This window comes from Streptomyces sp. NPDC107471 (assembly GCF_055582845.1).
The window spans coordinates 189,329-208,174 of sequence record NZ_JBVJPC010000014.1; the positions used below are offsets into that span (position 1 = coordinate 189,329).

Consider the following 18,846-nt stretch of genomic DNA (forward strand, 5'->3'; position numbering starts at 1 on the left):
CGGCATTCCTCTGTGCGTGGATGGAGGTCGAGGGGAGGGGCGGTTCGGGACCCGGGTGCGGCGGTACGGGCGCACCCGTGCCCCTTCGGCCACTGCGCCGTCGTCCGGTGGCCGTGCAGGGCTCGGCCCGGAGCGGGTGCGTCACGGATGCCGACACCGTGCGCGTGGGGGAGTGGCATCGACTGCGCTCCGTCGTCCCGCGGGCGCGCGACCGATCTCGTACCGATCCGCGCGGTGGCACCTGCCATGACGACTCCCATGCCCGTCTCCTTCGTCGGCGGTGTGACGCATCGGCTGGGCGCCGCTGGCGCGGGTGTCCCTGTGCCCTGCCTTGTAGACCGGACGAAAGGTGTTGTTGTGACACGGTGGTCACTTCCGCGGCGCGGTGGCCGCCTCAGCGGCGGGTGGCCGCTTCCGCAGCCGGTGGTCGTTTCCGCAGCCGGGCGTGCCGGTGGCCGGTGTCCCGCGCCTGTCGCCGGGGAGGATGCGGGTGCGGGACACCGGTGCGTGCGGTCCTACTCCACGAAGTAGGAGTCGTGCCGGTCGAAGAACGCCGAGCGCTCCTCCTCCGAGGCGTTCGCCAGCGTCGACACCTGCTCGAAGTACTCCTCGCGGGGCGCGCCCGGGGTGAACAGCAGGAGCATGTCCGCCGGTGCGTCGGAGTCGTTGCGGAAGGCGTGCAGTCCGCCCTGCGGTACGTGCAGGAAGTCGCCCTTGCGGGCGTCGACCCAGCGCACCCCGTCGAAGACGCGCACGGTGCCGTCCAGGATGTAGAACGACTCCGAGATCCGCTTGTGGTAGTGCGTATTGGGTCCGCCAGCCCGCGGTCGCATCTCGACGCGGTACAGCCCGAACTCGCCGCGTGTGGTCGCGGTGGTGGCCAGGTAGTGGGTGGCGTCCTTGCCCGGCCCGCTCTCACCGAGGTCGGGCGGGGTGGAGGCGGGCCGGAACACGGCACTGACCTCGCCGTCGTCGCCGAAGTACTTCTGTTCCGGGTAGGGGTACGACATGGCTGGTTCCTTTCCTGAGGCGGTCATGCGGCCGCGTGCTCGCCGGGGCGGCTGCACGGCTGCCCTCATACGAGGTGACCGGTGACCGCGGGCAGGTGTGACATGCCCGCGGCCGGTTCGCCGGGCGGGGGTCAGCGGGACAGGCAGTCGTGCCGGGGGTGTCCGCGGCGCAGGGCCCGTACGTCCCGTACCGCCGCGGCGAAGGCTGCGGGGCGTTCCTGGGGCAGGTTGTGGCCGGCGTCCGCCACCTGAAGGTGCAGGCGGGGGCCGGTGAAGTGGTGAGCGGTCGACGACCCGTCCGTCGCGGGGAAGTTGCCGTCGGCGGTGCCGTCCAGGGTGACCGTGGGGACGGTGACCGGAGGAAGGCCGGCGAGGCGTGCTTCGAGAGCTGCGTACGCCTCGGCGCCCGGTGCCAGGCCCAGCCGGTGCCGGTAGGAGTGGACGACGACGTCGACGTAGTCCGGGTTGGTGAAGGCTCCCGCGGCGCGTTCCAGGTCGGCTTCGCTGAAGGCCCACACCGGGGAGTTGCGCTTCCAGATGACCCGGGCGACGCCTCGCGGGTCGGCTGCCAGGCCGGCACGGCCGCGCTCGGTGAGGAAGTAGTAGAAGTACCAGAAGCCCGCCTCCCGTTCGGGGGCGATCGGGTTCATGGCGGCGCCGATGTCCTGGATCAGATAGCCGTTGACGGAGACCAGGCCGAGCACCCGCTCGGGCCACAGCGCCGCGGCGACCGTGGCCGCGCGGCCGCCCCAGTCGTAGCCGGCGAGGAAGGCCCGCTCGATGTCGAGAGCGTCGAGGAGCGCGATGACGTCGGCTCCCAGCGCCGCCTGCTGACCGGAGCGGGGGAGGGAGTCGGTCAGGAACACAGTGGGGCCGTGTCCGCGCAGGTGGGGGACGACGACGCGGAACCCGTTCTCGGCCAGCAGGGGGGCCACCTCGACGTAGCTGTGGATGTCGTAGGGGAAGCCGTGCAGCAGGACGACGGGGTCGCCGTCGGGGGAGCCCGTCTCGTAGTAGGCGACTTCGAGCACGTCGGTCGTGACGCGTCGCAGCGGGTCGAGCAGGGGGAGGGCTGACATGCGAGTCTCCGGCGAAGGACTGGGTGGGGAGGGCGGCCGCCTCTCCGGTCGGGCGCGGCCGGGCTGCGGTGGGTGTCGTGACCGGCTCGCTATGGCGTCCGGCCGCTGCGAGGGCCACGTCCCGGCGACAGTGTGATCGTTGTGTCCGCGGGGGGCACAATGTTGCCGTCAAAAGTGTTTTCGTCATAATGGGTACGCGCGTTCACGGTGTGGTCTCCTCACCACGGGGGTCGTCTCCCTGCACAGACCGGCCGCCGCCGTCCGCTGTGACAGTGAAATACGCCCAGCTCAGCACTGTTTCCTCAGCGCCGGACGGATCTCTTTCGCGATCCGACCCCGAACGCGCCCCAGCTCTCCCGCCGGCCCTGACGGCCGCGGGGGCATCCGACCGACCTAGGTGATGACCATGGAAACCGAAAGTGTCCTGCACCCCAGCTTCCTCGTTCCCGTCGGGCACGTGGAGCCGGTGCCCCGCCGCATCCGGGGCGTGATCGACGGACGCACCGTCTTCGACACCCGGCGCGCCCTGTACGTCTGGGAGTGGCAGGCCTATCCGCAGTTCAGCATCCCGCTGCGGGACCTCGTCGACGGCGTCCTCGACGACGAGGGGTTCGCCGAGGAGCACGGTGCGGGCACGGCCCACCGGCACACCCTGTCCGTGGGCGGGGACTCCCGCCCCGGCGCCGCCTGGGTGTGGGGGCAGGACGCCCCGGCACCGCTGCGGGGCACGGTGCGTTTCGAGTGGGCGGCGATCGACTACTGGTTCGAGGAGGACGAGCCCGTCTTCGTCCACCCCAGAAGCCCGTACTCGCGGGTGGACGCCGTGCGTTCCTCCAGCAGCGTCCGCGTGGAGGTGGAGGGCGTGGTCCTGGCGGAGGCGCCGTCGTGCGTAAAGCTGTTCGAGACCGGCCTGCCGACCCGCTACTACCTCGACCGCGCGCACGTCGACTGGAGCCGGCTGCGGCGGTCGGACACGGTGACCCGCTGCCCGTACAAGGGCACGACGAGCGGCTACTGGTCGTTCGACGGCGCCACGGCTGCTCACGAGGACATCGCCTGGGCGTACGACTTCCCGACCATCCACGCCAACCGCATCGCGGGCCTGACCGCCTTCTACAACGAGCACGTCGACCTCTTCGTGGACGGCGAGCCGCTGCCGAAGCCCGGCACACCCGCGCCCTGACCCCCGCTCCTGGACCGTGCTGAACGGTCCGGGCCTGTCGGTGTCACACATCCGCCGCCGGTCTGGTCCCATGGTGTGAAAAGTCCTCCCCAATCACCAGCGAGGGACCACACTATGAGCGACATCGTTCTCGAGCCTGCCGCGCAGGATTTCGCCGACGCGACCGCCAAGCCGCCGCTGCTGTACGAGCGCGGGGTCGAGGGCGCGCGCCGACTGCTCGACGACGTGCAGGCGCAGCCCGTCGAGAAGCCCGACGTGGACGACAAGTGGATCACCGTCCCGGCGGACGTCGGCGATGTGCGGGTGCGCATCGTCAGGCCCGTCGGCAGCACCGGCCCCCTGCCCGTCGTCCTGTACGTGCACGGCGGCGGCTGGATCCTCGGCAACGCCGGCACGCACGACCGGCTCGTGCGTGAACTGGCCGTCGGGGTGAACGCCGCGCTGGTCTTCGTCGAGTACGACCGCTCGCCGGAGGCCAAGTACCCGGTGGCCATCGAGCAGGCCTACGCCACCGCCCGGTGGATCACCGCCGAGGGGACGGGCGAAGGGCTCGACGCCTCCCGCCTGGCCGTCGCCGGTGACTCGGTCGGCGGCAACATGACCGCCGCGCTCACCCACATGGCAAAGCGGCGGGGCGACGTGACCTTCGTGCACCAGTCGCTGTACTACCCCGTCACCGACGCGGCCCAGGACACCGAGAGCTACCGGACCTTCGCCCACGGCCCACATCTGACGGCCAAGGCCATGGAATGGTTCTGGGACGCCTACACCACCGACCCCGCCGAGCGCGCCCAGATCACCGCTTCCCCGCTGCGGGCGACGCTGGAGGACCTCCGGGGTCTGCCGCCGGCGTTCGTCGTCGTCGACGAGAACGACGTGCTGCGCGACGAGGGCGAGGCCTACGCCCGCAAGCTCGTCCAGGCCGGCGTCCCGACGACCAGCATCCGCTACAACGCGTCCCTGCACGACTTCATGATGCTGAACCCGGTGCGCGGCACCCAGGCGTCGACCGCCGCGATCGAGCAGGCCGTGCACGTTCTTCGCAAGGCTCTGGGAACCGACTGACACCGTTCACACGACCGCATTCCCTGAACCGTCGAAAGGCCACTCCCATGAGTGCACCCAAGCCCACCATCGTCCTCGTGCACGGCGCGTTCGCGGACGCCTCCAGTTGGAACGGCGTCGTGGACAAACTGCTCGCGCACGACTATCCGGTGATCGCCGCCGCCAATCCGCTGCGCGGACTCACCACCGACGCCGAGTACGTCCGGCAGCTCGTGACGTCCCTCGACGGCCCCGTCGTCCTCGTCGGGCACTCCTACGGCGGGTCCGTCATCAGCACCGCGGCCAAGGGGCTCCCCCAGGTCAAGGCCCTCGTCTTCGTCGCGGCGTTCCTGCCGGACGAGGGCGAGAGCGCCGTCACCCTGTCGGGCAAGTTCCCCGGCAGCACCCTCGGCGACACGCTCCGGCCCGTGCCGGTGACGCTGCCCGACGGCAGCCAGGTCACGGACCTGTACATCGAACAGGGCAAGTTCCACGCGCAGTTCGCCGCCGACGTCCCCGAGGAGACCACCGCCGTCATGGCCGCGACACAGCGGCCCGTGACCGATGCCGCCCTGGCGGAGGGGGCGTCCGCGCCCGCGTGGCGGGACATTCCCTCCTGGGTGCTCGTGGCGGACGAGGACCGGAACATCCCCCCGCAGGCGCAGACCTACATGGCCGAGCGGGCCGAGGCCTCCGTCATGAGGGTCTCCGCCTCCCACGCGGTCAGCGTCTCGCGGCCCGGTGACGTGGCCCGCCTGATCAACGAGGCGGCACAGGCGACCGCTTGAGCATGCGCGGCACGCGCAGGACACGTCCGTCGGCCGATCACACGTCGATCGGCCGACGGACGAGGCGTCACGGCAGCGGCGCGGGCTCGGCGAGCAGCGTGGGCACCGTGATGACGGTGAGGTCCCTGGTCAGCATCCGATGAACGGGACAGCGCCCCGCGACGACCAGGAGCTGGTCCCGCTGTGCCGGCGTCAACTCCCCGACGAGTCCCACGTTCTTGACGATCTGTCCCTGTGGGTCGAAGCGGACCGCGACGTCCACCCGGTCCAGCGGCCATTCGTGCCGTTGCGCGTAGGCCCGGACCGCCATGGACGTGCACGAGCCGAGCGCCGCCAGGAGGAGTTCGCCCGGGGTGGGGCCGGTGTCGGTGCCGACAGGCTCCGGCTCGTCGGCCGTCAGACGGTGTGTGCCGATCGCCACGGAACGCGCGAGCTGCCTTCCTTCGGCCACGGTGACGATACGTGTGTTCATGCTGTGCCTTCCAGCCGAGGTGCGGGCAGAGACACCATTGGTGCCTCCCGGGACTTAGACCGTGCGAAGCGCCCGCCTGTGACGGTGGGCGTGTGCCCGCACCCGGCTGCAAGGAGGGTGCGCGGGACGGCGGTTGCCGAGCCGCGGGCGATCAGCGGGCGATCAGCGGGACTGGTCGGTCGGGCGTACGAGGATCTCGTTGACGGCGACGTGATCGGGCTGGGTGACGGCGTAGACCACCGCGGCCGCGATGTCCTCCGGCTGCAAGGTCCGCATCGACTCGGCCATGGCCCTGACCGCGGCACGCTTGGCCGGGTCCGTGATGTGGTCGGCCAGCTCGGTCGAGACGAATCCCGGCTCCACGACGACGACCCGCACGCCCTGCTCGGTCACCTCCTGGCGCAGCGCCTCGTTGAAGGCGTTGATCCCGAACTTGGTGGCGGAGTAGACCGCGGCGCCGGCCGAGGAGACGCGGCCCGACGTGGAGGAGATCTGGACCACCGCACCACGGGAGCGCAGCAGATGGGGCAGCGCCGAGTGCACGACGTACATGGAGCCCAGCAGGTTGGTCTCCACCATGCGGGTCCAGTCCGTCAGGTCCGCGTCCAGGACGGGGCCGCTGAGCATGACACCGGCGTTGTTCACCACGATGTCGAGAGTGCCGAAACGCGCGACGGTCGCATCGACAGCCCCGCGCACGGACCCGGGGTCACTGACGTCCATGTCGAGGACGAGCACCTCGCCGGGAGCCTCCTCGGCCAGTGCTTCGAGCCGGTCGGTCCTGCGGCCACCGACGGCGACTACGGCTCCCGCCTTGGACAGGGCCAGTGCGGTTGCCCTGCCGATGCCGGACGAGGCGCCGGTCACGAGGGCGACTTTGGGGTCGAGAACAGAACGCATGTCATCTCCAGGAGACGTGACGGAGTGAGTGAGGCGGGCAGGCCCGTCGCGCGAAGGCAGGACTGGGGCGGCCCGAGAAGGTGACCGAGAGGTCATGTTGTGTCAGCGTAACACTGAACACGATCAGCGATTCATACTCAGTGTTAATGTTGTGATGCGCAGAGGGAGGCGGCATGACCGGCAGGACAGTGGCGGGGCCGGCCAGGGCGGACGGTGCCCGCAATCGACGGCTGCTCCTGCGGGCGGCGACGGAGGCGTTCGCCGAGTGCGGGGTGGACGTGTCGATGCACGAGATCGCCCAGCGGGCGGGCGTCGCCAAAGGCACGGTGTTCCGGCACTTCCCGACGAAGGACGACCTGCTCGCGGCCATCATGATGCAGTTGCTCGACCGATTGCTCGACACCGCCGACGGACTCCTGCGCGCCGACGACGCCGGCCGTGCGCTGCGGGACTTCATGGCCCACGGCGTCGGCCTGCTCGCCGCCGACCGGGCCTTCTGCGAGGTCATCGGCCGCCCCTCCCTGCAGCACGCGGACGTACGCGACGCGATCGACCGGCTCTGCGACACGGTCGAGGACCTGACCGCCCGGGCGCGACAGCAGGGCGCCGTCCGCGACGACATCACCGGAACGGACATCGTGCTGCTCCTCGGCGGTGTCCATCAGACCGCCCAGCCGCTGCTGGACCGCGAACCGCGCGCCTGGCAACGCTTCCTGGAGATCGCGTTCGACGGCCTGCGCGCCCGGGACCGCGCCACGCTGCCCTACCCGCCCCCCGCCCGACTGCGGCTGGCGGACCCGTCGGCCCGCTCCGCACCGACGAACACGTGACACTAAGTGGCACACCGTCTGTGTGTGGTGAATTCATGCCGCGGTTTCCGTCCCGGTCGGCCCTTCGACCAGCCGGTTCCGGACGGATGCGGGTAACGTCGGAGGCATGCCGTCACGGCGGCTGCGGCTCCGAACTTCCGTCGGTGTGGGGGTCGCTCCATGGATAGGGACGTTGGCGCGGTACCGCTGGCCGAGTCACTCGACGAGCGGCGGCATCTCCTGGAGGTCGCCTGCCGCGCGCTCGACAGCCGCGTCGCGGCCGAACGCGTCGTCGACGAGGCCTACCGGCGGTGGTACTGCCTCACCGACCTGGAGCGCGTCCGAATGGCGGCCCCCCGTGTCTGGCTCACCCAGGTCGTGGACGAGGCATGCCTGACGCCACCGGAGCCGGAAAGCGAGGAGCGCCGGTCCCGGACGCCCCGGCCGTCGTACGGCGAGGATGTCGAACTGGTCGAGCGGGCCCGGCTGAGCGTACGAACTCAGCGCGCGCGGCCGGCCCCGGCGCACAGCCGGCATGAGATCAGCGAAGCCGTCCGGCAGGCGTGCGGTGATCAGGACGGCCCCCGTCTGAGGTCCCTGCTGGCCCCCGAGGTGACGGCCTTCTTCGACAGCGGCGGAAAGATCCGGGCCCTGACCCGGCCCGTCCGAGGCGACGAGCAGGTCGCCCACAGCCTGCTGATCCTGCTATCCGGACAGCGGCGCATCACCCTGGACACCGGGTCGGTGAACGGACGAACGGGCCTCGTCGCCCGGTACGACGGCCAGGTGGCCGCGGTTCTCATCCTCGACGTCGCCGACTCGCTCGTCTCGCACGTCTGGGCGGTCCTCAACCCCGACAAGCTGCGTAACTGGAACCGCCCGGTTCCCTGGTGAGTTCACGCCCCGCGATGTCCATGGAAGGCGTGTGCAGCGGAGAACAGCGGGCGCGGGAGCCGAGGAAGGAGGCGATCTTGTCGGGGTTGAACACCCACAGGACCTGGTGGATCCCCCGGCGTGTGGCCGCGATCGTCATGAAGACGGCGGGCCGGCCGTCCCGGTACAGCAGGACCCCGGCGCGCCCGTTGGCCACCACGCGCGCGACCTCGACCGTCGGCCAGAACCGTGAAGAGGCGGTCGACAGGTTCGCCACCCGGGCGCGGCCGACCACGGGTACGCGGGCCGCGCCGCGCAGCCCGTTGCCGTCGGACAGACTGACCGCGTCGGGCGTCAGGAGCGCCTCCAGCGAGGCCACGTCCCCTTCCTGGGCGGCCGCGACGAACGCCTCCAGCAGTCTGCGGTGCTCCTGGGCGTCCACGCTGTCGCGCTCGTCGCCGGTGAGATGCCTGCGCGCCCTGCTCACGACCTTCCTGACGTTGACGGGGGTCAGGCGCAGGATCTCCGCGATCTCCGGATAGCCGTAGTCGAAGGCCTCCCTCAGCACGTACGCGGCCCGTTCGACCGGTGTGAGCTTCTGCAGGACGAGGAGTAGGGCCAGTTCCAGGGCTTCGGCGCGTTCGGCACCGGCCACCGGGTCGACGCTGGTGTCGACGGGCTCGGGCAGCCACGGACCGATGTAGGTCTCGCGCCGGACGCGGGCGGACTGCGCCACGTTGATGGCCAGCCTCGTCGTCGTGCTCGACAGGAACGCCGCGGGGCTGAGCACCACGGAACGGTCGGTTCGCTGCCAGCGCAGCCACGCCTCCTGCACGACGTCCTCGGCATCCGCAGCGCTGCCCAGTACCCGGTAGGCGATGCCGAAAAGGCGGGGCCGTAGTTCCACGAAGGTGGAAACGGCCTCACCGAGATTCGTGTCCGCGGGGGATGCCGCCGCGGGGGGTGCCTCTGTGTACATGATCCTCCTGACTCCATTCCTCCGAGTCCCGGGTTGCAGGAATGCGGCCACGAGGCGCTCACGGACCCGGCGATCGTCTCCCCCTCAACGACCGGGGGAACCGAGGCGTTGTGACAGTGATTTCGAAGCCCTTTCACCGGCGGTGGAACGGTGATCCTGTGACGGTGGATCCGCGTTGCCGTGAACGAAAAGGGGCCTGTCGTTCCACGCCCCGTGGAACGACAGGCCCCTCGCACTGCGCCTACTGCTGCTGGGCGAGCCAGTCACCGAAACGCGTCTCGCCGATGCGCGCGTCCGGGCCGGGCAGCAGGGTTTCCTCCTGGAGCTCGGCGCCGAAGTACGGGGCGTGCGTGTCGGTGACGACCGTGCGCGGGTCGTTCTTGGCGGCCAGGCCCTTGCGGATGAGCTCGTCCAACTGGAAGGTGTCGGGGCCGGCCACCTCGACGACGCCGTTGACCGGTGTGCCCACGGCGGTGCGGCCCACGGTGGCGGCGACGTCGTCCGAATGGACGGGCCGGATCTTCACCGGGGCCAGCCTGACGGTGTCTCCCTCGGTCGCCGACTCGGCGATGCCCTTCATGAACTCGAAGAACTGCGTGGCGTGGACGATCGACCACGGGATCCCGGAGGCCTTGATCAGTTCCTCCTGCGCCTGCTTGGCACGGAAGTAGCCGCTCTCCTGCAGCCGTTCCGTGCCCACCACCGAGAGGGCGACGTGGTGGGTGACACCGGCGTTCGCCTCGGCCTTGAGCAGGTTGGTGGTGGAGGTGCGGAAGAACTCCATGACGTCGTCGTCCGCGAAGGAGGGGGAGTTGGAGACGTCGACCACGACGGCCGCGCCCTCCAGGACCTCGGCCAGGCCCTCGCCCGTCAGCGTGTTGACGCCGGTGTTCGGGGCGGCCGCCACGGCCTGGTGGCCGTGTTCGTTGAGCCTGCTGACGACCTTCGAGCCGATCAGTCCGGTGCCGCCGATCACTACGACCTTCATGAGGACGTTCCTTTCGCTGTTTCTCGTGTGCTGTCTGCACCGGATAGGACCGGGAGACCATCGGTGTTGTGACACCGTTTTCGATCGATCCGGGAATTGCCCTTCCGGTTCGTCCGTCGGCTCTTCCGTCGAACGAGGGGCATTTCTATTCGACGAGTTTTCCGTCCGCCGAGACGTCCTCCATCAGGACCGCGATCTCGTCGGGAATGGCACTGATGGGTTCGCGGGTGATGCCGTCGGTCGGGGACCAGACGAGGTTCACCTGGAGCGCGGGGTCCATGGCGGGGTAGTCGCTCCGGTTGTGGCATCCGCGTGTCTCGCGCCGCTCCAGAGCCGCCTCCAGGGTGGCCCGGGCCGCCATCGCGGCCGACTTGAGGTCGAAGGCATGGGCGAGGTCCTGGAAGCCCGCGATGTCCGGATGGACGCCCACGTTCTCCATGCGCTTCTCGATGGTGTCCAGTTCCGCCAGCCCGGTGCGCAGGCCTTCCTCGTCACGGACCACGCCCGCGTGCTCGGTCATGGTGTTGCGGATGGCGCGCTGGAGCGCGCGTACGTTCTCGGGCCCGTCCGCGGCGAGCAGGTCGTCGACCTCCCCCCGCGCCTGTGCCACCGCGGCGGCCGAGCGCGGCTGTGCGGTCAGCGACTCCGAGTAGGCGGCGGCCGCCTGGCCGGTGAGACGGCCGTACACCAGCAGTTCGATGAGGCTGTTGCCGCCGAGCCGGTTGGCGCCGTGCAGTCCGCTGGAGGCCTCACCGATGGCGTACAGGCCCCGCACGTCCGTGCTGTGGTCCTCGGGGCGGACCCACACTCCGCCCATCGAGTAGTGCGCGGTGGGCGCGACCTCGATGGGCTCCCGGGTGATGTCCAGCATCTGCAGGTCCAGGAGGGTCTGGTAGACGCGGGGGAGCCGGTTCATGATCGTCTGCCGGGGCAGGTGGGAGACGTCCAGCCACACCCCGCCGTTGGGTGTGCCGCGGCCCTCCTTGATCTCGGTGTAGGAGGCCAGGGCGACCCGGTCGCGGGTGGACAGTTCCATGCGTACGGGGTCGTAGCGGTTCATGTACCGCTCGCCGAGCGCGTTGCGCAGGATGCCGCCCTCGCCGCGGGCCGCCTCGCTGACCAGGGTCCCGGCGGCGTTCTCGGGCTCGATGATGCCGGAGGGGTGGAACTGGACGAGCTCGGGGTCGCGCAGCCGGGCCCCGGCCTCCGCGGCCAGCCGGAAGGAGTCACCGGTGTTCTCGTCGCGCCGGGAGGAGGTGCGCCGCCAGATCCGGGTGTGCCCGCCGGCCGCGAGGATCACGGCGTCCGCGTGCACCAGGTAGCGCTTGCCGTCCGTCAGACCGAAGCCGTAGGCGCCGAACACGGCACCGTCGTGGACCAGCAGACGCGTGATGTAGACGCTGTCGAGCACCGGTATGTGCAACTGGTTCGCGCGCCGGATGAGCGTGCGCTGGATCTCCAGGCCCGTGTAGTCGCCGGCGAAGGCGGTGCGGCGGAACTTGTGGGCGCCGAAGAAGCGCTGCGAGATACGGCCGTCCTCCTCACGGGCGAAGGCCATGCCGTAGCGCTCCAGGTCGTCGATGCCGAGGGCGGCGCCGCGGGTGACGATCTCGGCGGTGCGCGGGTCGCCGAGGAGGTAGCTCTCCTTGAGGGTGTCCGCGGCGTGCTGCTGCCAGGTGTCCTCGGGGTCCATGGTGGCGAGGGCCGCGTTGATCCCGCCGGCGGCGAGGGAGGTGTGGGTGTCCTCCTTGGGGCGCTTGCCCACGGCGAGGACGTCGACGCCGGCCTCGGCCAGTTCGATGGCCGCGCGCAGGCCCGCTCCGCCGGTGCCGATCACCAGCACCGTTGTGGAAAGACGTTGTTCGGTGGCAACCACGATTGCTCCCATCGCTCGGGGTGGTCACCTGCTACGACCGGACGGAGCGAGCGTTTGTGACATCGACGTGCGGGGGCGACCCCACCCCGACCGGGTGCCGAACGGTGTCACACCCCCGCGGCCGGGCCGGTCATACCGGCACACCGGCCGGGCGCACGAACACCGTGCGCTCGACAACTGCCGGGTGTCGAAGGGGAGGTGGGGTCGATGACCTACGTCATCGCGGAGCCGTGCGTCGACGTCAAGGACCGGGCGTGTGTGATCGAGTGCCCGGTCGACTGCATCTACGAGGGCGAGCGGACCCTGTACATCAATCCCTGGGAGTGCGTCGACTGCCACGCCTGCGAACCGGTCTGCCCGGTCGAGGCCGTGTTCCACGAGGACGACCTGCCGCCGCGGTGGGTGCGGTACCGGTCCGTGAACGCCGAGTACTTCCGCGACGCACCGGGGGAGAGCACCGGGCGGGCTGCCGGGGCCGACCACCCCGTGGTCGCGGCCCTGCCCCCGCAGAGCCGGAGCAAGAACGACCTGTCCGCCTTCGCCGCCCGCAAGGAGGAAGCCGCCGACGCCGACCTGTGGTTCCCGTCCTGAACCCCGCGGCCCAGGAGGGGGAGAACCGGCAGGTCAGGCGCCCAGGGACAGCACGTAAGGGGTCAGCTTGGCCGGGTTCATCACCCACATGATCCGTTCGATGCCCGATGCGGACGCGTCCACGCACAGCAGGGCCACAGGAGCCCCGTCCCGTGTGATGAGCACGGCGGGGTCGCCGTTGGCCTGGACGAACCGGGTCTCGGCGTCCGGCCAGAACCGTGGGGCGAAGGCGGACAGGTACCGGGAGACGTGGTCGCGGCCGATGACGGGGATCCTGGACGCGCCGCGGATGCCGCCGCCGTCCGAGTAGCTGACGACGTCCGAGGTCAGGAGGTCCTCCAGGGTGGAGAGATCCCCCGTGCGTGCGGCGGAGAGGAAGCCTTCGAGCAGACGCCGGTGGGCCGCCGGGCTGACGCGCTCCTTGCGCTCGGCACCGAGGTGCTTGCGCGCCCGGCTGACCAACTGCCGGGCGTTCGCCTCACTGGTCTCCAGGATGTCGGCGACCCGCCCGTAGGGGTAGTCGAACGCCTCCCGCAGCACGTACGCGGCGCGTTCCACCGGGTTGAGCTTCTCCATCACCAGCAGTACGGCCAGCTCGACGGCCTCGGCGCGTTCCGCACCCAGGTGCGGGTCCTGGGTGGTGTCGACCGGCTCGGGGAGCCATGGGCCGACGTAGGACTCCCGGCGTACCCGCGCGGACTGGGCGAGATTGATCGCGAGCCGGGTGGTGACCGTGGTCAGGAAGGCGGCTGGTTCATGGACCTGCGCGCGGTCGGTGTTCTGCCACCGCAGCCAGGTGTCCTGGACGATGTCCTCGGCTTCGACGGCGCTGCCGAGGATGCGGTACGCGATGCCGAACAGCCGCGGTCGTGCCGACAGGAAGGCGTCGAGTCCGCGGTCGGAGGTGTCGGGGTGGGCGCCGGCGCGCATGGGGTCGTCCCTTCTGGCGGTGCGCCCATCATGCTACGCGCGACGAGGAGAGGGGCGCGCTGTGGGCCGCAGATGCCCCACGCTATCTCCTTCGCGATCCATGGTCACACGATGGCAATCGCTGTGCCGGGACACGGGCGCGGCGCCGGGCGGCCTTGTCGGGCGAATCCGGGGGTGTCACAGATCTGTTCGGTCCCCGGTCACCAGTGAGGAACAACGTTCACGCCTACGGAAGGTGCAACACCGTGTCGGACAACACGACAGCACACGATCACTCCGCCCACGGCCACTCCGCCCACGGCCACGGCGACCAGGAGGGGACCGCCGGCTGGATGACGGCGGCGAAGGTGCTCCAGGACGCCGCTCCCCTGACCATCGCGGAGGGGGCGTCGGCCATGACCATCCTCGTCGAGTGGGAGCCGGGCGACCCGGGCACGCCCCCGCACCGGCACTCCGGCCCGGCCTTCGGATACGTCGTCGAGGGCGCGGTCCGCTTCGAGCTGGAGGGCGAGCCCGAGCGCGTGGTGGAGGCGGGCGGAACCTTCTGGGAGCCCGGTGGCGACGCCATCCACTACCAGGACGGCAACGCGCTGTCGGACGCGCGCACCCGGTTCGTGGTGACCATGCTGTGCGCTCCGGGCAAGCCCATGCTGGAACTGGTCGACGAGAAGGAACTGGCGGAGCGCGCCCATCTGCGGGCACCGCGCCCCACCGCCTGACGGGGCACGGATCCGGCATGGGCACGCCCGTCGTCCTGGTGCACTGCATGCTGACGCTGCTCTTCGTCGTGGTGCTCGTGCACGGCCTGGCACGGGGCGTCAGGGCACCCGGCCCAGGGGTCCGTGTCCGGGCGGACCTACTGCTGCACGCCGCCATGGCTCTGTCCATGGCGGCGATGCCGTGGATCCATCTCGGTGCCGGCCAAGCCGCCGTCGCGAGCGGTGCCTTCACCGTCTGCGCGATGTGGTTCCTGCTGCCGGTCGGCCGGGGAGCAGCCGAGGGGACGTCGGCGACGGCCCACCGGCTGCCGCAGGCGGCCGGGATGGCGGCGATGGCGTGGATGCTGCGCGCACCGGGGACGGGGCTGCCGCACGAACACCTCGGCGCGGCGGCCGCGCATTCCGCCGGGCCGGGCGCCCTTCCGGGCGGTCCCGCGATCACACTGTCGCTGGCGTCCTGCCTGCTGGCGTACGCCCTCTGGTCGCTGACCCGCCCCATGCCCTCCCTGCGCACGGCTGCGACCCCCGCCCGCCGCGCCGCGACGACGACGCCGTCACAGCACGTGAGCGAGGGGGCGATGGCACTGGGGACGGCTGTGATGCTGGTGCTGCCACACTGAGTGCGGGACGAGATGGACGATCCCTTGAGTGGGCGCTCCACGCGTGGCTCCGCCCGGCGTGAAGCGCCCCGCTCACAGGTCCCTCGCCCCCGGGCAGTGGCGCCGGAATTCTTCGAGTACGCGTTCGTCGACAGCCCTGACGTCCCACCACGTGCTGTCCACTTCGGACAGGACGACCATCAGCCTGTCCTGGGCGAACCCACGTGCTTCGGCGTCGATCAGTTGGAGGGAGGGGGTCGTGAGGGACAACAGCGTCAACGTGTCCATTCCGGCGTCCGCGGACAGCCGTTCCATCTCGGCGCAGCGGGGGTCGACCATGTCGTCGATCTCGACGCGCCACGTCAGGTCCAGGCCGCAACTGCCGAGCCGAACCAGTAGTTCAGCGAGGGTCACGTAGTGCTTTCCGTGCCAGGCCGGAAACGTGATCCCCTTCATCTCCGCCTCTGCTTCAGCCGTGTCGCGTGACAAGTGGCCCCCTTCGTATGCGTCGAACACTAGGTGCGCATCGACATGCACGCGATGTCTCCCCGCCGCATCGGCCTGTGCGGGCCGGTGTCGAGCGGTGCGATGTCGGTCACGACGGGCTCCCGTAGACCGCCTTGCTGCGCATCAGGAAGTCCGAGAGGTAGCTGTCGTGGGGGACGCCCGGGGCCATCCAGTGGGTCGGCTGATCGCCGGAGTACACGTTGGCGATGGTGGGCTCCGCTGTGAGGGTCTCCCACAGCTCGCGGTCCCGGGTCAGTGCCGAGAGCACGAGCGTGTCGCGCAGGGGCGCGATGCCGTCCGCCCGGGTCCAGGGGGCGATCCATACGCAGGGGAAGGGCAGTTCGGTGCGGAGCTGGGCGGCCCGCGCGCTCGTGGTCCGGTGCACGGCGGGACGCAGTACGGCGCTGCCGTCTCCGAGGTCGTCCGCGATTCCGTCACCGCCGAGCCAGGCGGGCGTCCCTGCCGCCACACCCTTCAGGTACGTGTCGAGCGCTCGCGCCCGTTCCAGCGGGCAGACCGGCAGACGTGCCCTTTCGTCCTGCGGGGGAAGGCTGGGCAAGTCGGCCAGACGGGCCGAGAGAGCTTCGGCGAGCGGGTCGGGATCACCCTCGACGAGGATCGCGGTGGCGTTGACGCACGCGGTTCCGCCCTCGCCGGCGACGGACGCGACGAGGGTGTCCAGATGGTCACGCCAGTCGGTGTCCGCGGTGATGAGGATCTTCGACCGTCCCGGCCCCTGCGGCAGGACCCGCGCATCATGCGCGTACTTGGCCACCACGTCGTCACCGCCGTAGACCACCGCCCGGTCCGCACCGTGGACGAGCGTGTCGGCGGTCGGGTGGTCGGTGGGCAGCAGCATGAGCTGGTCGTCCCGGACCCCTGCCTGACACAGTGCCGCCACGAGCCGGTGCGGGGTGAAGGGCTCGCGCCGGGACGGGCGGACGGCGACACGGTAGCCCAGCGCCAGGGCCTCCAGCCACACACGGTGTACGCCCGGGTGGTTGCCGGACGCGTTGACGGCGAACACCTCGCCCCGACGCGCCCACACCGTGTGCGTCTCGTGCAGGACGGGATCGTCCGGGCCGCGGGCGGCGCCGCGTGGTCTGCCGCGGTCGGCGGACGAGGGAGCATGCCGTACGAAGTGCGCTGTGCCCCGCGTCGCGGCACGCACCGCCGCGAGCGGCATGCCCGAGGTCCGGCTCACGAGACGCTCGTACTCCCGCACGCTCAAGCCCCCCACGGTCCCCGCGGCGAACGCCTCGCCCGCGGCGGCGAACACCGTGTCGAGGTCACCCGCCGCGATGGGAGGGGCCTGCCGCAGGGCGGCGAGCGACCGCGACACGTACAGCGGGGGAACGAGACTCAGCCGTGCGACCGGGGCGCCGGTCACGTCCGTCACCGTGCTGGGCACACGTGTGCGGTAGGGGCCGCGCGGCCCCAGAGCGTCGAGGTGCAGCGGGTCGGTCGTCCGCACGGGGCCCATCAGTAGACACCCTCGACGATCGTCTCGCCCTCGACGGCGGGAACCGGCGCCACGTCGGCGACGGCGTCCCCGGCGTTGCCCTCGACCGGACGCACCCGCAACGCGGTGTCCCGCTCCCTGTTGTTGGGGATCAGCATGGACTTGCTGACGTGGCTCACCACCACCTGACCCCGCTCGCCCTCCGCCACCTGCCGCCCGGTGTCGGGGTCCACGACGGTCAGGAAGACGTACGGGGACACCGGGTCGAACACACATGGTTCCTGCGCGGTCAGGCCGACCCGCTCCAGCAGCGCGGTGAGCATCATGGTGTTGCCGTACATCCCGATCACCGGCACGTCGGGAAAGACCTCGGTCCGCAGCAGGTCGCGGGTGTCGGGGTCCATGTGGGTGCCGCCCCAGACGACGGCCTTGGCGCGGGAGTTGATGATCTCCACGAGGTCGTTGTCCCGGGCGAAGCGCTCCAGCATCGGTGTGGTGGCCGCGACGACACCGATGTCCTGGCCGAGCAGGATGCGCCGGCACTGATCGACGAGATGGTCGGTGTAGGCGTCGACCTCGTCACGGCGGCCGGCGGCGACGAGCTTCTTGACCCAGCGGGGGTCCATGTCGACCCCCAGACCCGGGCTTTCGAGGCTTGCCGCGGCCCGTTGCAGCACGTCGCCCACGAGGTGGGGGCCGGTGGGAGCCACGGTCAGCCACAGCGCCCCGGTGGGCAGGCCGTGGTCCTGGAGCCGGCGGGTCACCTGCTGCGTACCGTGCCGCGCCCAGTCGTCCATCTGTACGACCCGCTTGGGCGCCCCGGTCGTGCCGCCGCTCTCGAAGACGTGCAGCGGTCGGGCCCCGGGGCCGTAGCCGCGAGGGACGAGATCGAGCACCCGTACGTCGCGCAGCTCGTCCGTCAGCTCGGGGAAGAGCGCCAGGTCCGCCACGCCCTTGACGTCATGGCGGGGGTCGAAACCGAGCCGGCCGGCCCGTTCGAGCCAGTACCGGGACCCGGTCTCGGGAGTGAAATGCCACTGCATGGCCGCCCTGACGAACTCGTCGGGGTCCACCCCGTCGAAGGGGCCGGCGTCCAGAACGGTGAGTGAGCCGAACGGCATGGAACCGCCTTTCTCGAAGTCGTGGAGGCCGGGCGGTGGTTGTGCCGGGCGCCCTGGCCTCGCAGACAGGACCGAGGAGCACCGGTGTCTGTGACAGCCTCATCGGTGACCACCATGTGACAACATGGCATGCGATAGTGTTTCGGTCGTTTCTCGACGGCGGTGGTTCTCCCCGCCGTTCGGTACGGGGGCCACGAGTGAGGGGATAACCATGGCCGAGCTGTTCTACGACGCCGACGCCGACCTGTCCGTCATCCAGGGCCGCAAGGTCGCGGTCATCGGTTACGGCAGCCAGGGCCACGCCCACGCGCTGTCGCTCCGTGACTCGGGTGTCGACGTGCGTGTCGGTCTGCACGAGGGCTCCAAGTCCAAGGTGAAGGCCGAGGAGCAGGGCCTGCGCGTGGTGACGCCGTCCGAGGCCGCCGCCGAGGCCGACGTCATCATGATGCTCGTCCCGGACCCGGTGCAGGGCCGGGTGTACGAGGAGTCCGTCGCCCCCCACCTGGTGGACGGTGACGCGCTGTTCTTCGGGCACGGTTTCAACATCCGCTTCGGCTTCATCAAGCCGCCGGCGGGCGTCGACGTGTGCATGGTCGCCCCGAAGGGCCCGGGCCACCTGGTGCGCCGCCAGTACGAGGAGGGCCGGGGCGTCCCGTGCCTGGTGGCGGTGGAGCAGGACGCGTCGGGCAGCGCTCTCCCGCTGGCGCTGTCGTACGCCAAGGGCATCGGCGGCACCCGCGCGGGTGTCATCAGGACGACCTTCACCGAGGAGACCGAGACCGATCTGTTCGGTGAGCAGGCCGTACTCGCCGGTGGGGTGACCGCGCTGGTCAAGGCCGGTTTCGAGACGCTGACCGAGGCCGGTTACCAGCCGGAGATCGCGTACTTCGAGTGCCTGCACGAGCTGAAGCTCATC

General features: G+C 70.7%; 19 protein-coding genes and 1 pseudogene. 9 read left to right on the plus strand and 11 right to left on the minus strand.

The window, feature by feature from the left end:
• Positions 1 to 515: 515 nt before the first annotated feature.
• Together ACZ66S_RS36045 and ACZ66S_RS36050 are read right to left on the minus strand one after the other, a co-directional pair.
• Positions 516 to 1,010, minus strand: coding sequence for a cupin domain-containing protein (locus tag ACZ66S_RS36045; RefSeq protein WP_469905780.1), 495 nt, complete (start codon positions 1,008 to 1,010; stop codon positions 516 to 518).
• Positions 1,011 to 1,141: 131 nt separating this feature from the next.
• Positions 1,142 to 2,089 carry an alpha/beta fold hydrolase gene (locus ACZ66S_RS36050; RefSeq protein WP_469905781.1) on the minus strand — a complete coding sequence of 316 codons (948 nt, stop codon included), beginning with the start codon at positions 2,087 to 2,089 and terminating at the stop codon, positions 1,142 to 1,144.
• Positions 2,090 to 2,495: 406 nt separating this feature from the next.
• Here ACZ66S_RS36050 and ACZ66S_RS36055 point away from each other — a divergent pair, with 406 nt between their 5' ends.
• From ACZ66S_RS36055 to ACZ66S_RS36065, 3 genes are all read left to right on the plus strand, one after another.
• Entirely contained in the window at positions 2,496 to 3,272 is a 777-nt protein-coding gene (locus tag ACZ66S_RS36055) for a DUF427 domain-containing protein (protein WP_469905782.1), read from the plus strand.
• A gap of 114 nt (positions 3,273 to 3,386) precedes the next feature.
• The gene (locus ACZ66S_RS36060) at positions 3,387 to 4,337 is read left to right on the plus strand and encodes an alpha/beta hydrolase (protein WP_469905783.1); all 951 of its coding nucleotides are present in this window, start codon (positions 3,387 to 3,389) and stop codon (positions 4,335 to 4,337) included.
• Positions 4,338 to 4,384: 47 nt separating this feature from the next.
• Positions 4,385 to 5,104, plus strand: coding sequence for an alpha/beta fold hydrolase (locus tag ACZ66S_RS36065; protein ID WP_469905784.1), 720 nt, complete (start codon positions 4,385 to 4,387; stop codon positions 5,102 to 5,104).
• 67 nt (positions 5,105 to 5,171) lie between these two features.
• Here ACZ66S_RS36065 and ACZ66S_RS36070 read toward each other — a convergent pair whose 3' ends face one another.
• Both ACZ66S_RS36070 and ACZ66S_RS36075 read right to left on the minus strand, forming a co-directional pair.
• A complete protein-coding gene (locus tag ACZ66S_RS36070) occupies positions 5,172 to 5,576 on the minus strand; it encodes an OsmC family protein (protein WP_469905785.1) in 405 nt (134 codons plus the stop codon).
• A gap of 162 nt (positions 5,577 to 5,738) precedes the next feature.
• Positions 5,739 to 6,476: an SDR family NAD(P)-dependent oxidoreductase gene (locus ACZ66S_RS36075; RefSeq protein ID WP_469905786.1), complete on the minus strand. Its 738-nt coding sequence runs from the start codon at positions 6,474 to 6,476 to the stop codon at positions 5,739 to 5,741.
• 173 nt (positions 6,477 to 6,649) lie between these two features.
• On the opposite strand from ACZ66S_RS36075, the gene ACZ66S_RS36080 reads away from it, so the two are divergent.
• Entirely contained in the window at positions 6,650 to 7,306 is a 657-nt protein-coding gene (locus ACZ66S_RS36080; protein WP_469905787.1) for a TetR/AcrR family transcriptional regulator, read from the plus strand.
• A gap of 159 nt (positions 7,307 to 7,465) precedes the next feature.
• Positions 7,466 to 8,179, plus strand: coding sequence for a sigma-70 family RNA polymerase sigma factor family protein (locus ACZ66S_RS36085; RefSeq protein ID WP_469905788.1), 714 nt, complete (start codon positions 7,466 to 7,468; stop codon positions 8,177 to 8,179).
• Here ACZ66S_RS36085 and ACZ66S_RS36090 read toward each other — a convergent pair.
• The 3 genes from ACZ66S_RS36090 to ACZ66S_RS36100 form a co-directional block, all read right to left on the minus strand.
• Positions 8,133 to 9,137: an RNA polymerase sigma-70 factor gene (locus ACZ66S_RS36090; RefSeq protein WP_469905789.1), complete on the minus strand. Its 1,005-nt coding sequence runs from the start codon at positions 9,135 to 9,137 to the stop codon at positions 8,133 to 8,135. The genes ACZ66S_RS36085 and ACZ66S_RS36090 overlap by 47 nt on opposite strands.
• Positions 9,138 to 9,378: 241 nt before the next feature.
• The gene (locus ACZ66S_RS36095) at positions 9,379 to 10,125 is read right to left on the minus strand and encodes an SDR family oxidoreductase (RefSeq protein WP_469905790.1); all 747 of its coding nucleotides are present in this window, start codon (positions 10,123 to 10,125) and stop codon (positions 9,379 to 9,381) included.
• Positions 10,126 to 10,270: 145 nt separating this feature from the next.
• Positions 10,271 to 12,001, minus strand: coding sequence for an L-aspartate oxidase (locus ACZ66S_RS36100; protein ID WP_469905791.1), 1,731 nt, complete (start codon positions 11,999 to 12,001; stop codon positions 10,271 to 10,273).
• A 207-nt stretch (positions 12,002 to 12,208) separates the two neighbouring features.
• On the opposite strand from ACZ66S_RS36100, the pseudogene fdxA reads away from it, so the two are divergent.
• Positions 12,209 to 12,523 (plus strand): annotated as a pseudogene (gene fdxA, locus ACZ66S_RS36105) (ferredoxin); the annotation flags it as partial.
• Between the two features lie 102 nt (positions 12,524 to 12,625).
• Here the strand turns inward: fdxA and ACZ66S_RS36110 are convergent.
• The gene (locus ACZ66S_RS36110; protein ID WP_469905792.1) at positions 12,626 to 13,522 is read right to left on the minus strand and encodes an RNA polymerase sigma-70 factor; all 897 of its coding nucleotides are present in this window, start codon (positions 13,520 to 13,522) and stop codon (positions 12,626 to 12,628) included.
• A gap of 332 nt (positions 13,523 to 13,854) precedes the next feature.
• Here ACZ66S_RS36110 and ACZ66S_RS36115 point away from each other — a divergent pair, with 332 nt between their 5' ends.
• Together ACZ66S_RS36115 and ACZ66S_RS36120 are read left to right on the plus strand one after the other, a co-directional pair.
• Positions 13,855 to 14,241 (plus strand): cupin domain-containing protein, encoded by a 387-nt coding sequence (locus ACZ66S_RS36115; protein ID WP_469905802.1) that lies wholly within the window; start codon positions 13,855 to 13,857, stop codon positions 14,239 to 14,241.
• A 17-nt stretch (positions 14,242 to 14,258) separates the two neighbouring features.
• Positions 14,259 to 14,861 carry a DUF5134 domain-containing protein gene (locus ACZ66S_RS36120; protein ID WP_469905793.1) on the plus strand — a complete coding sequence of 201 codons (603 nt, stop codon included), beginning with the start codon at positions 14,259 to 14,261 and terminating at the stop codon, positions 14,859 to 14,861.
• Between the two features lie 72 nt (positions 14,862 to 14,933).
• Here the strand turns inward: ACZ66S_RS36120 and ACZ66S_RS36125 are convergent, their stop codons facing one another.
• The 3 genes from ACZ66S_RS36125 to ACZ66S_RS36135 all read right to left on the minus strand — a co-directional run bounded on the left by ACZ66S_RS36125 (position 14,934) and on the right by ACZ66S_RS36135 (position 17,930).
• Positions 14,934 to 15,329 (minus strand): hypothetical protein, encoded by a 396-nt coding sequence (locus tag ACZ66S_RS36125; RefSeq protein ID WP_469905794.1) that lies wholly within the window; start codon positions 15,327 to 15,329, stop codon positions 14,934 to 14,936.
• A gap of 106 nt (positions 15,330 to 15,435) precedes the next feature.
• Positions 15,436 to 16,830: an aldehyde dehydrogenase family protein gene (locus ACZ66S_RS36130; protein WP_469905795.1), complete on the minus strand. Its 1,395-nt coding sequence runs from the start codon at positions 16,828 to 16,830 to the stop codon at positions 15,436 to 15,438.
• The gene (locus tag ACZ66S_RS36135) at positions 16,830 to 17,930 is read right to left on the minus strand and encodes a phenylacetate--CoA ligase family protein (RefSeq protein WP_469905796.1); all 1,101 of its coding nucleotides are present in this window, start codon (positions 17,928 to 17,930) and stop codon (positions 16,830 to 16,832) included. Before ACZ66S_RS36135 ends, ACZ66S_RS36130 begins: the two co-directional genes overlap by 1 nt.
• A 211-nt stretch (positions 17,931 to 18,141) precedes the next feature.
• On the opposite strand from ACZ66S_RS36135, the gene ilvC reads away from it, so the two are divergent.
• A partial coding sequence (gene ilvC, locus ACZ66S_RS36140) for a ketol-acid reductoisomerase (RefSeq protein WP_469905797.1) occupies positions 18,142 to 18,846 on the plus strand: 705 nt, incomplete at its 3' end.

What these genes read in the sequence shown, in the direction of transcription:
- ACZ66S_RS36045 (WP_469905780.1), bottom strand. Translation starts at nt 1,010, where the DNA reads ATGTCGTACCCCTACCCGGAACAGAAGTACTTCGGCGACGACGGCGAG.
- ACZ66S_RS36050 (WP_469905781.1), bottom strand. Translation starts at nt 2,089, where the DNA reads ATGTCAGCCCTCCCCCTGCTCGACCCGCTGCGACGCGTCACGACCGAC.
- ACZ66S_RS36055 (WP_469905782.1), top strand. Translation starts at nt 2,496, where the DNA reads ATGGAAACCGAAAGTGTCCTGCACCCCAGCTTCCTCGTTCCCGTCGGG.
- ACZ66S_RS36060 (WP_469905783.1), top strand. Translation starts at nt 3,387, where the DNA reads ATGAGCGACATCGTTCTCGAGCCTGCCGCGCAGGATTTCGCCGACGCG.
- ACZ66S_RS36065 (WP_469905784.1), top strand. Translation starts at nt 4,385, where the DNA reads ATGAGTGCACCCAAGCCCACCATCGTCCTCGTGCACGGCGCGTTCGCG.
- ACZ66S_RS36070 (WP_469905785.1), bottom strand. Translation starts at nt 5,576, where the DNA reads ATGAACACACGTATCGTCACCGTGGCCGAAGGAAGGCAGCTCGCGCGT.
- ACZ66S_RS36075 (WP_469905786.1), bottom strand. Translation starts at nt 6,476, where the DNA reads ATGCGTTCTGTTCTCGACCCCAAAGTCGCCCTCGTGACCGGCGCCTCG.
- ACZ66S_RS36080 (WP_469905787.1), top strand. Translation starts at nt 6,650, where the DNA reads ATGACCGGCAGGACAGTGGCGGGGCCGGCCAGGGCGGACGGTGCCCGC.
- ACZ66S_RS36085 (WP_469905788.1), top strand. Translation starts at nt 7,466, where the DNA reads ATGGATAGGGACGTTGGCGCGGTACCGCTGGCCGAGTCACTCGACGAG.
- ACZ66S_RS36090 (WP_469905789.1), bottom strand. Translation starts at nt 9,137, where the DNA reads ATGTACACAGAGGCACCCCCCGCGGCGGCATCCCCCGCGGACACGAAT.
- ACZ66S_RS36095 (WP_469905790.1), bottom strand. Translation starts at nt 10,125, where the DNA reads ATGAAGGTCGTAGTGATCGGCGGCACCGGACTGATCGGCTCGAAGGTC.
- ACZ66S_RS36110 (WP_469905792.1), bottom strand. Translation starts at nt 13,522, where the DNA reads ATGCGCGCCGGCGCCCACCCCGACACCTCCGACCGCGGACTCGACGCC.
- ACZ66S_RS36115 (WP_469905802.1), top strand. Translation starts at nt 13,855, where the DNA reads ATGACGGCGGCGAAGGTGCTCCAGGACGCCGCTCCCCTGACCATCGCG.
- ACZ66S_RS36120 (WP_469905793.1), top strand. Translation starts at nt 14,259, where the DNA reads ATGGGCACGCCCGTCGTCCTGGTGCACTGCATGCTGACGCTGCTCTTC.
- ACZ66S_RS36130 (WP_469905795.1), bottom strand. Translation starts at nt 16,830, where the DNA reads ATGGGCCCCGTGCGGACGACCGACCCGCTGCACCTCGACGCTCTGGGG.
- ACZ66S_RS36135 (WP_469905796.1), bottom strand. Translation starts at nt 17,930, where the DNA reads ATGCCGTTCGGCTCACTCACCGTTCTGGACGCCGGCCCCTTCGACGGG.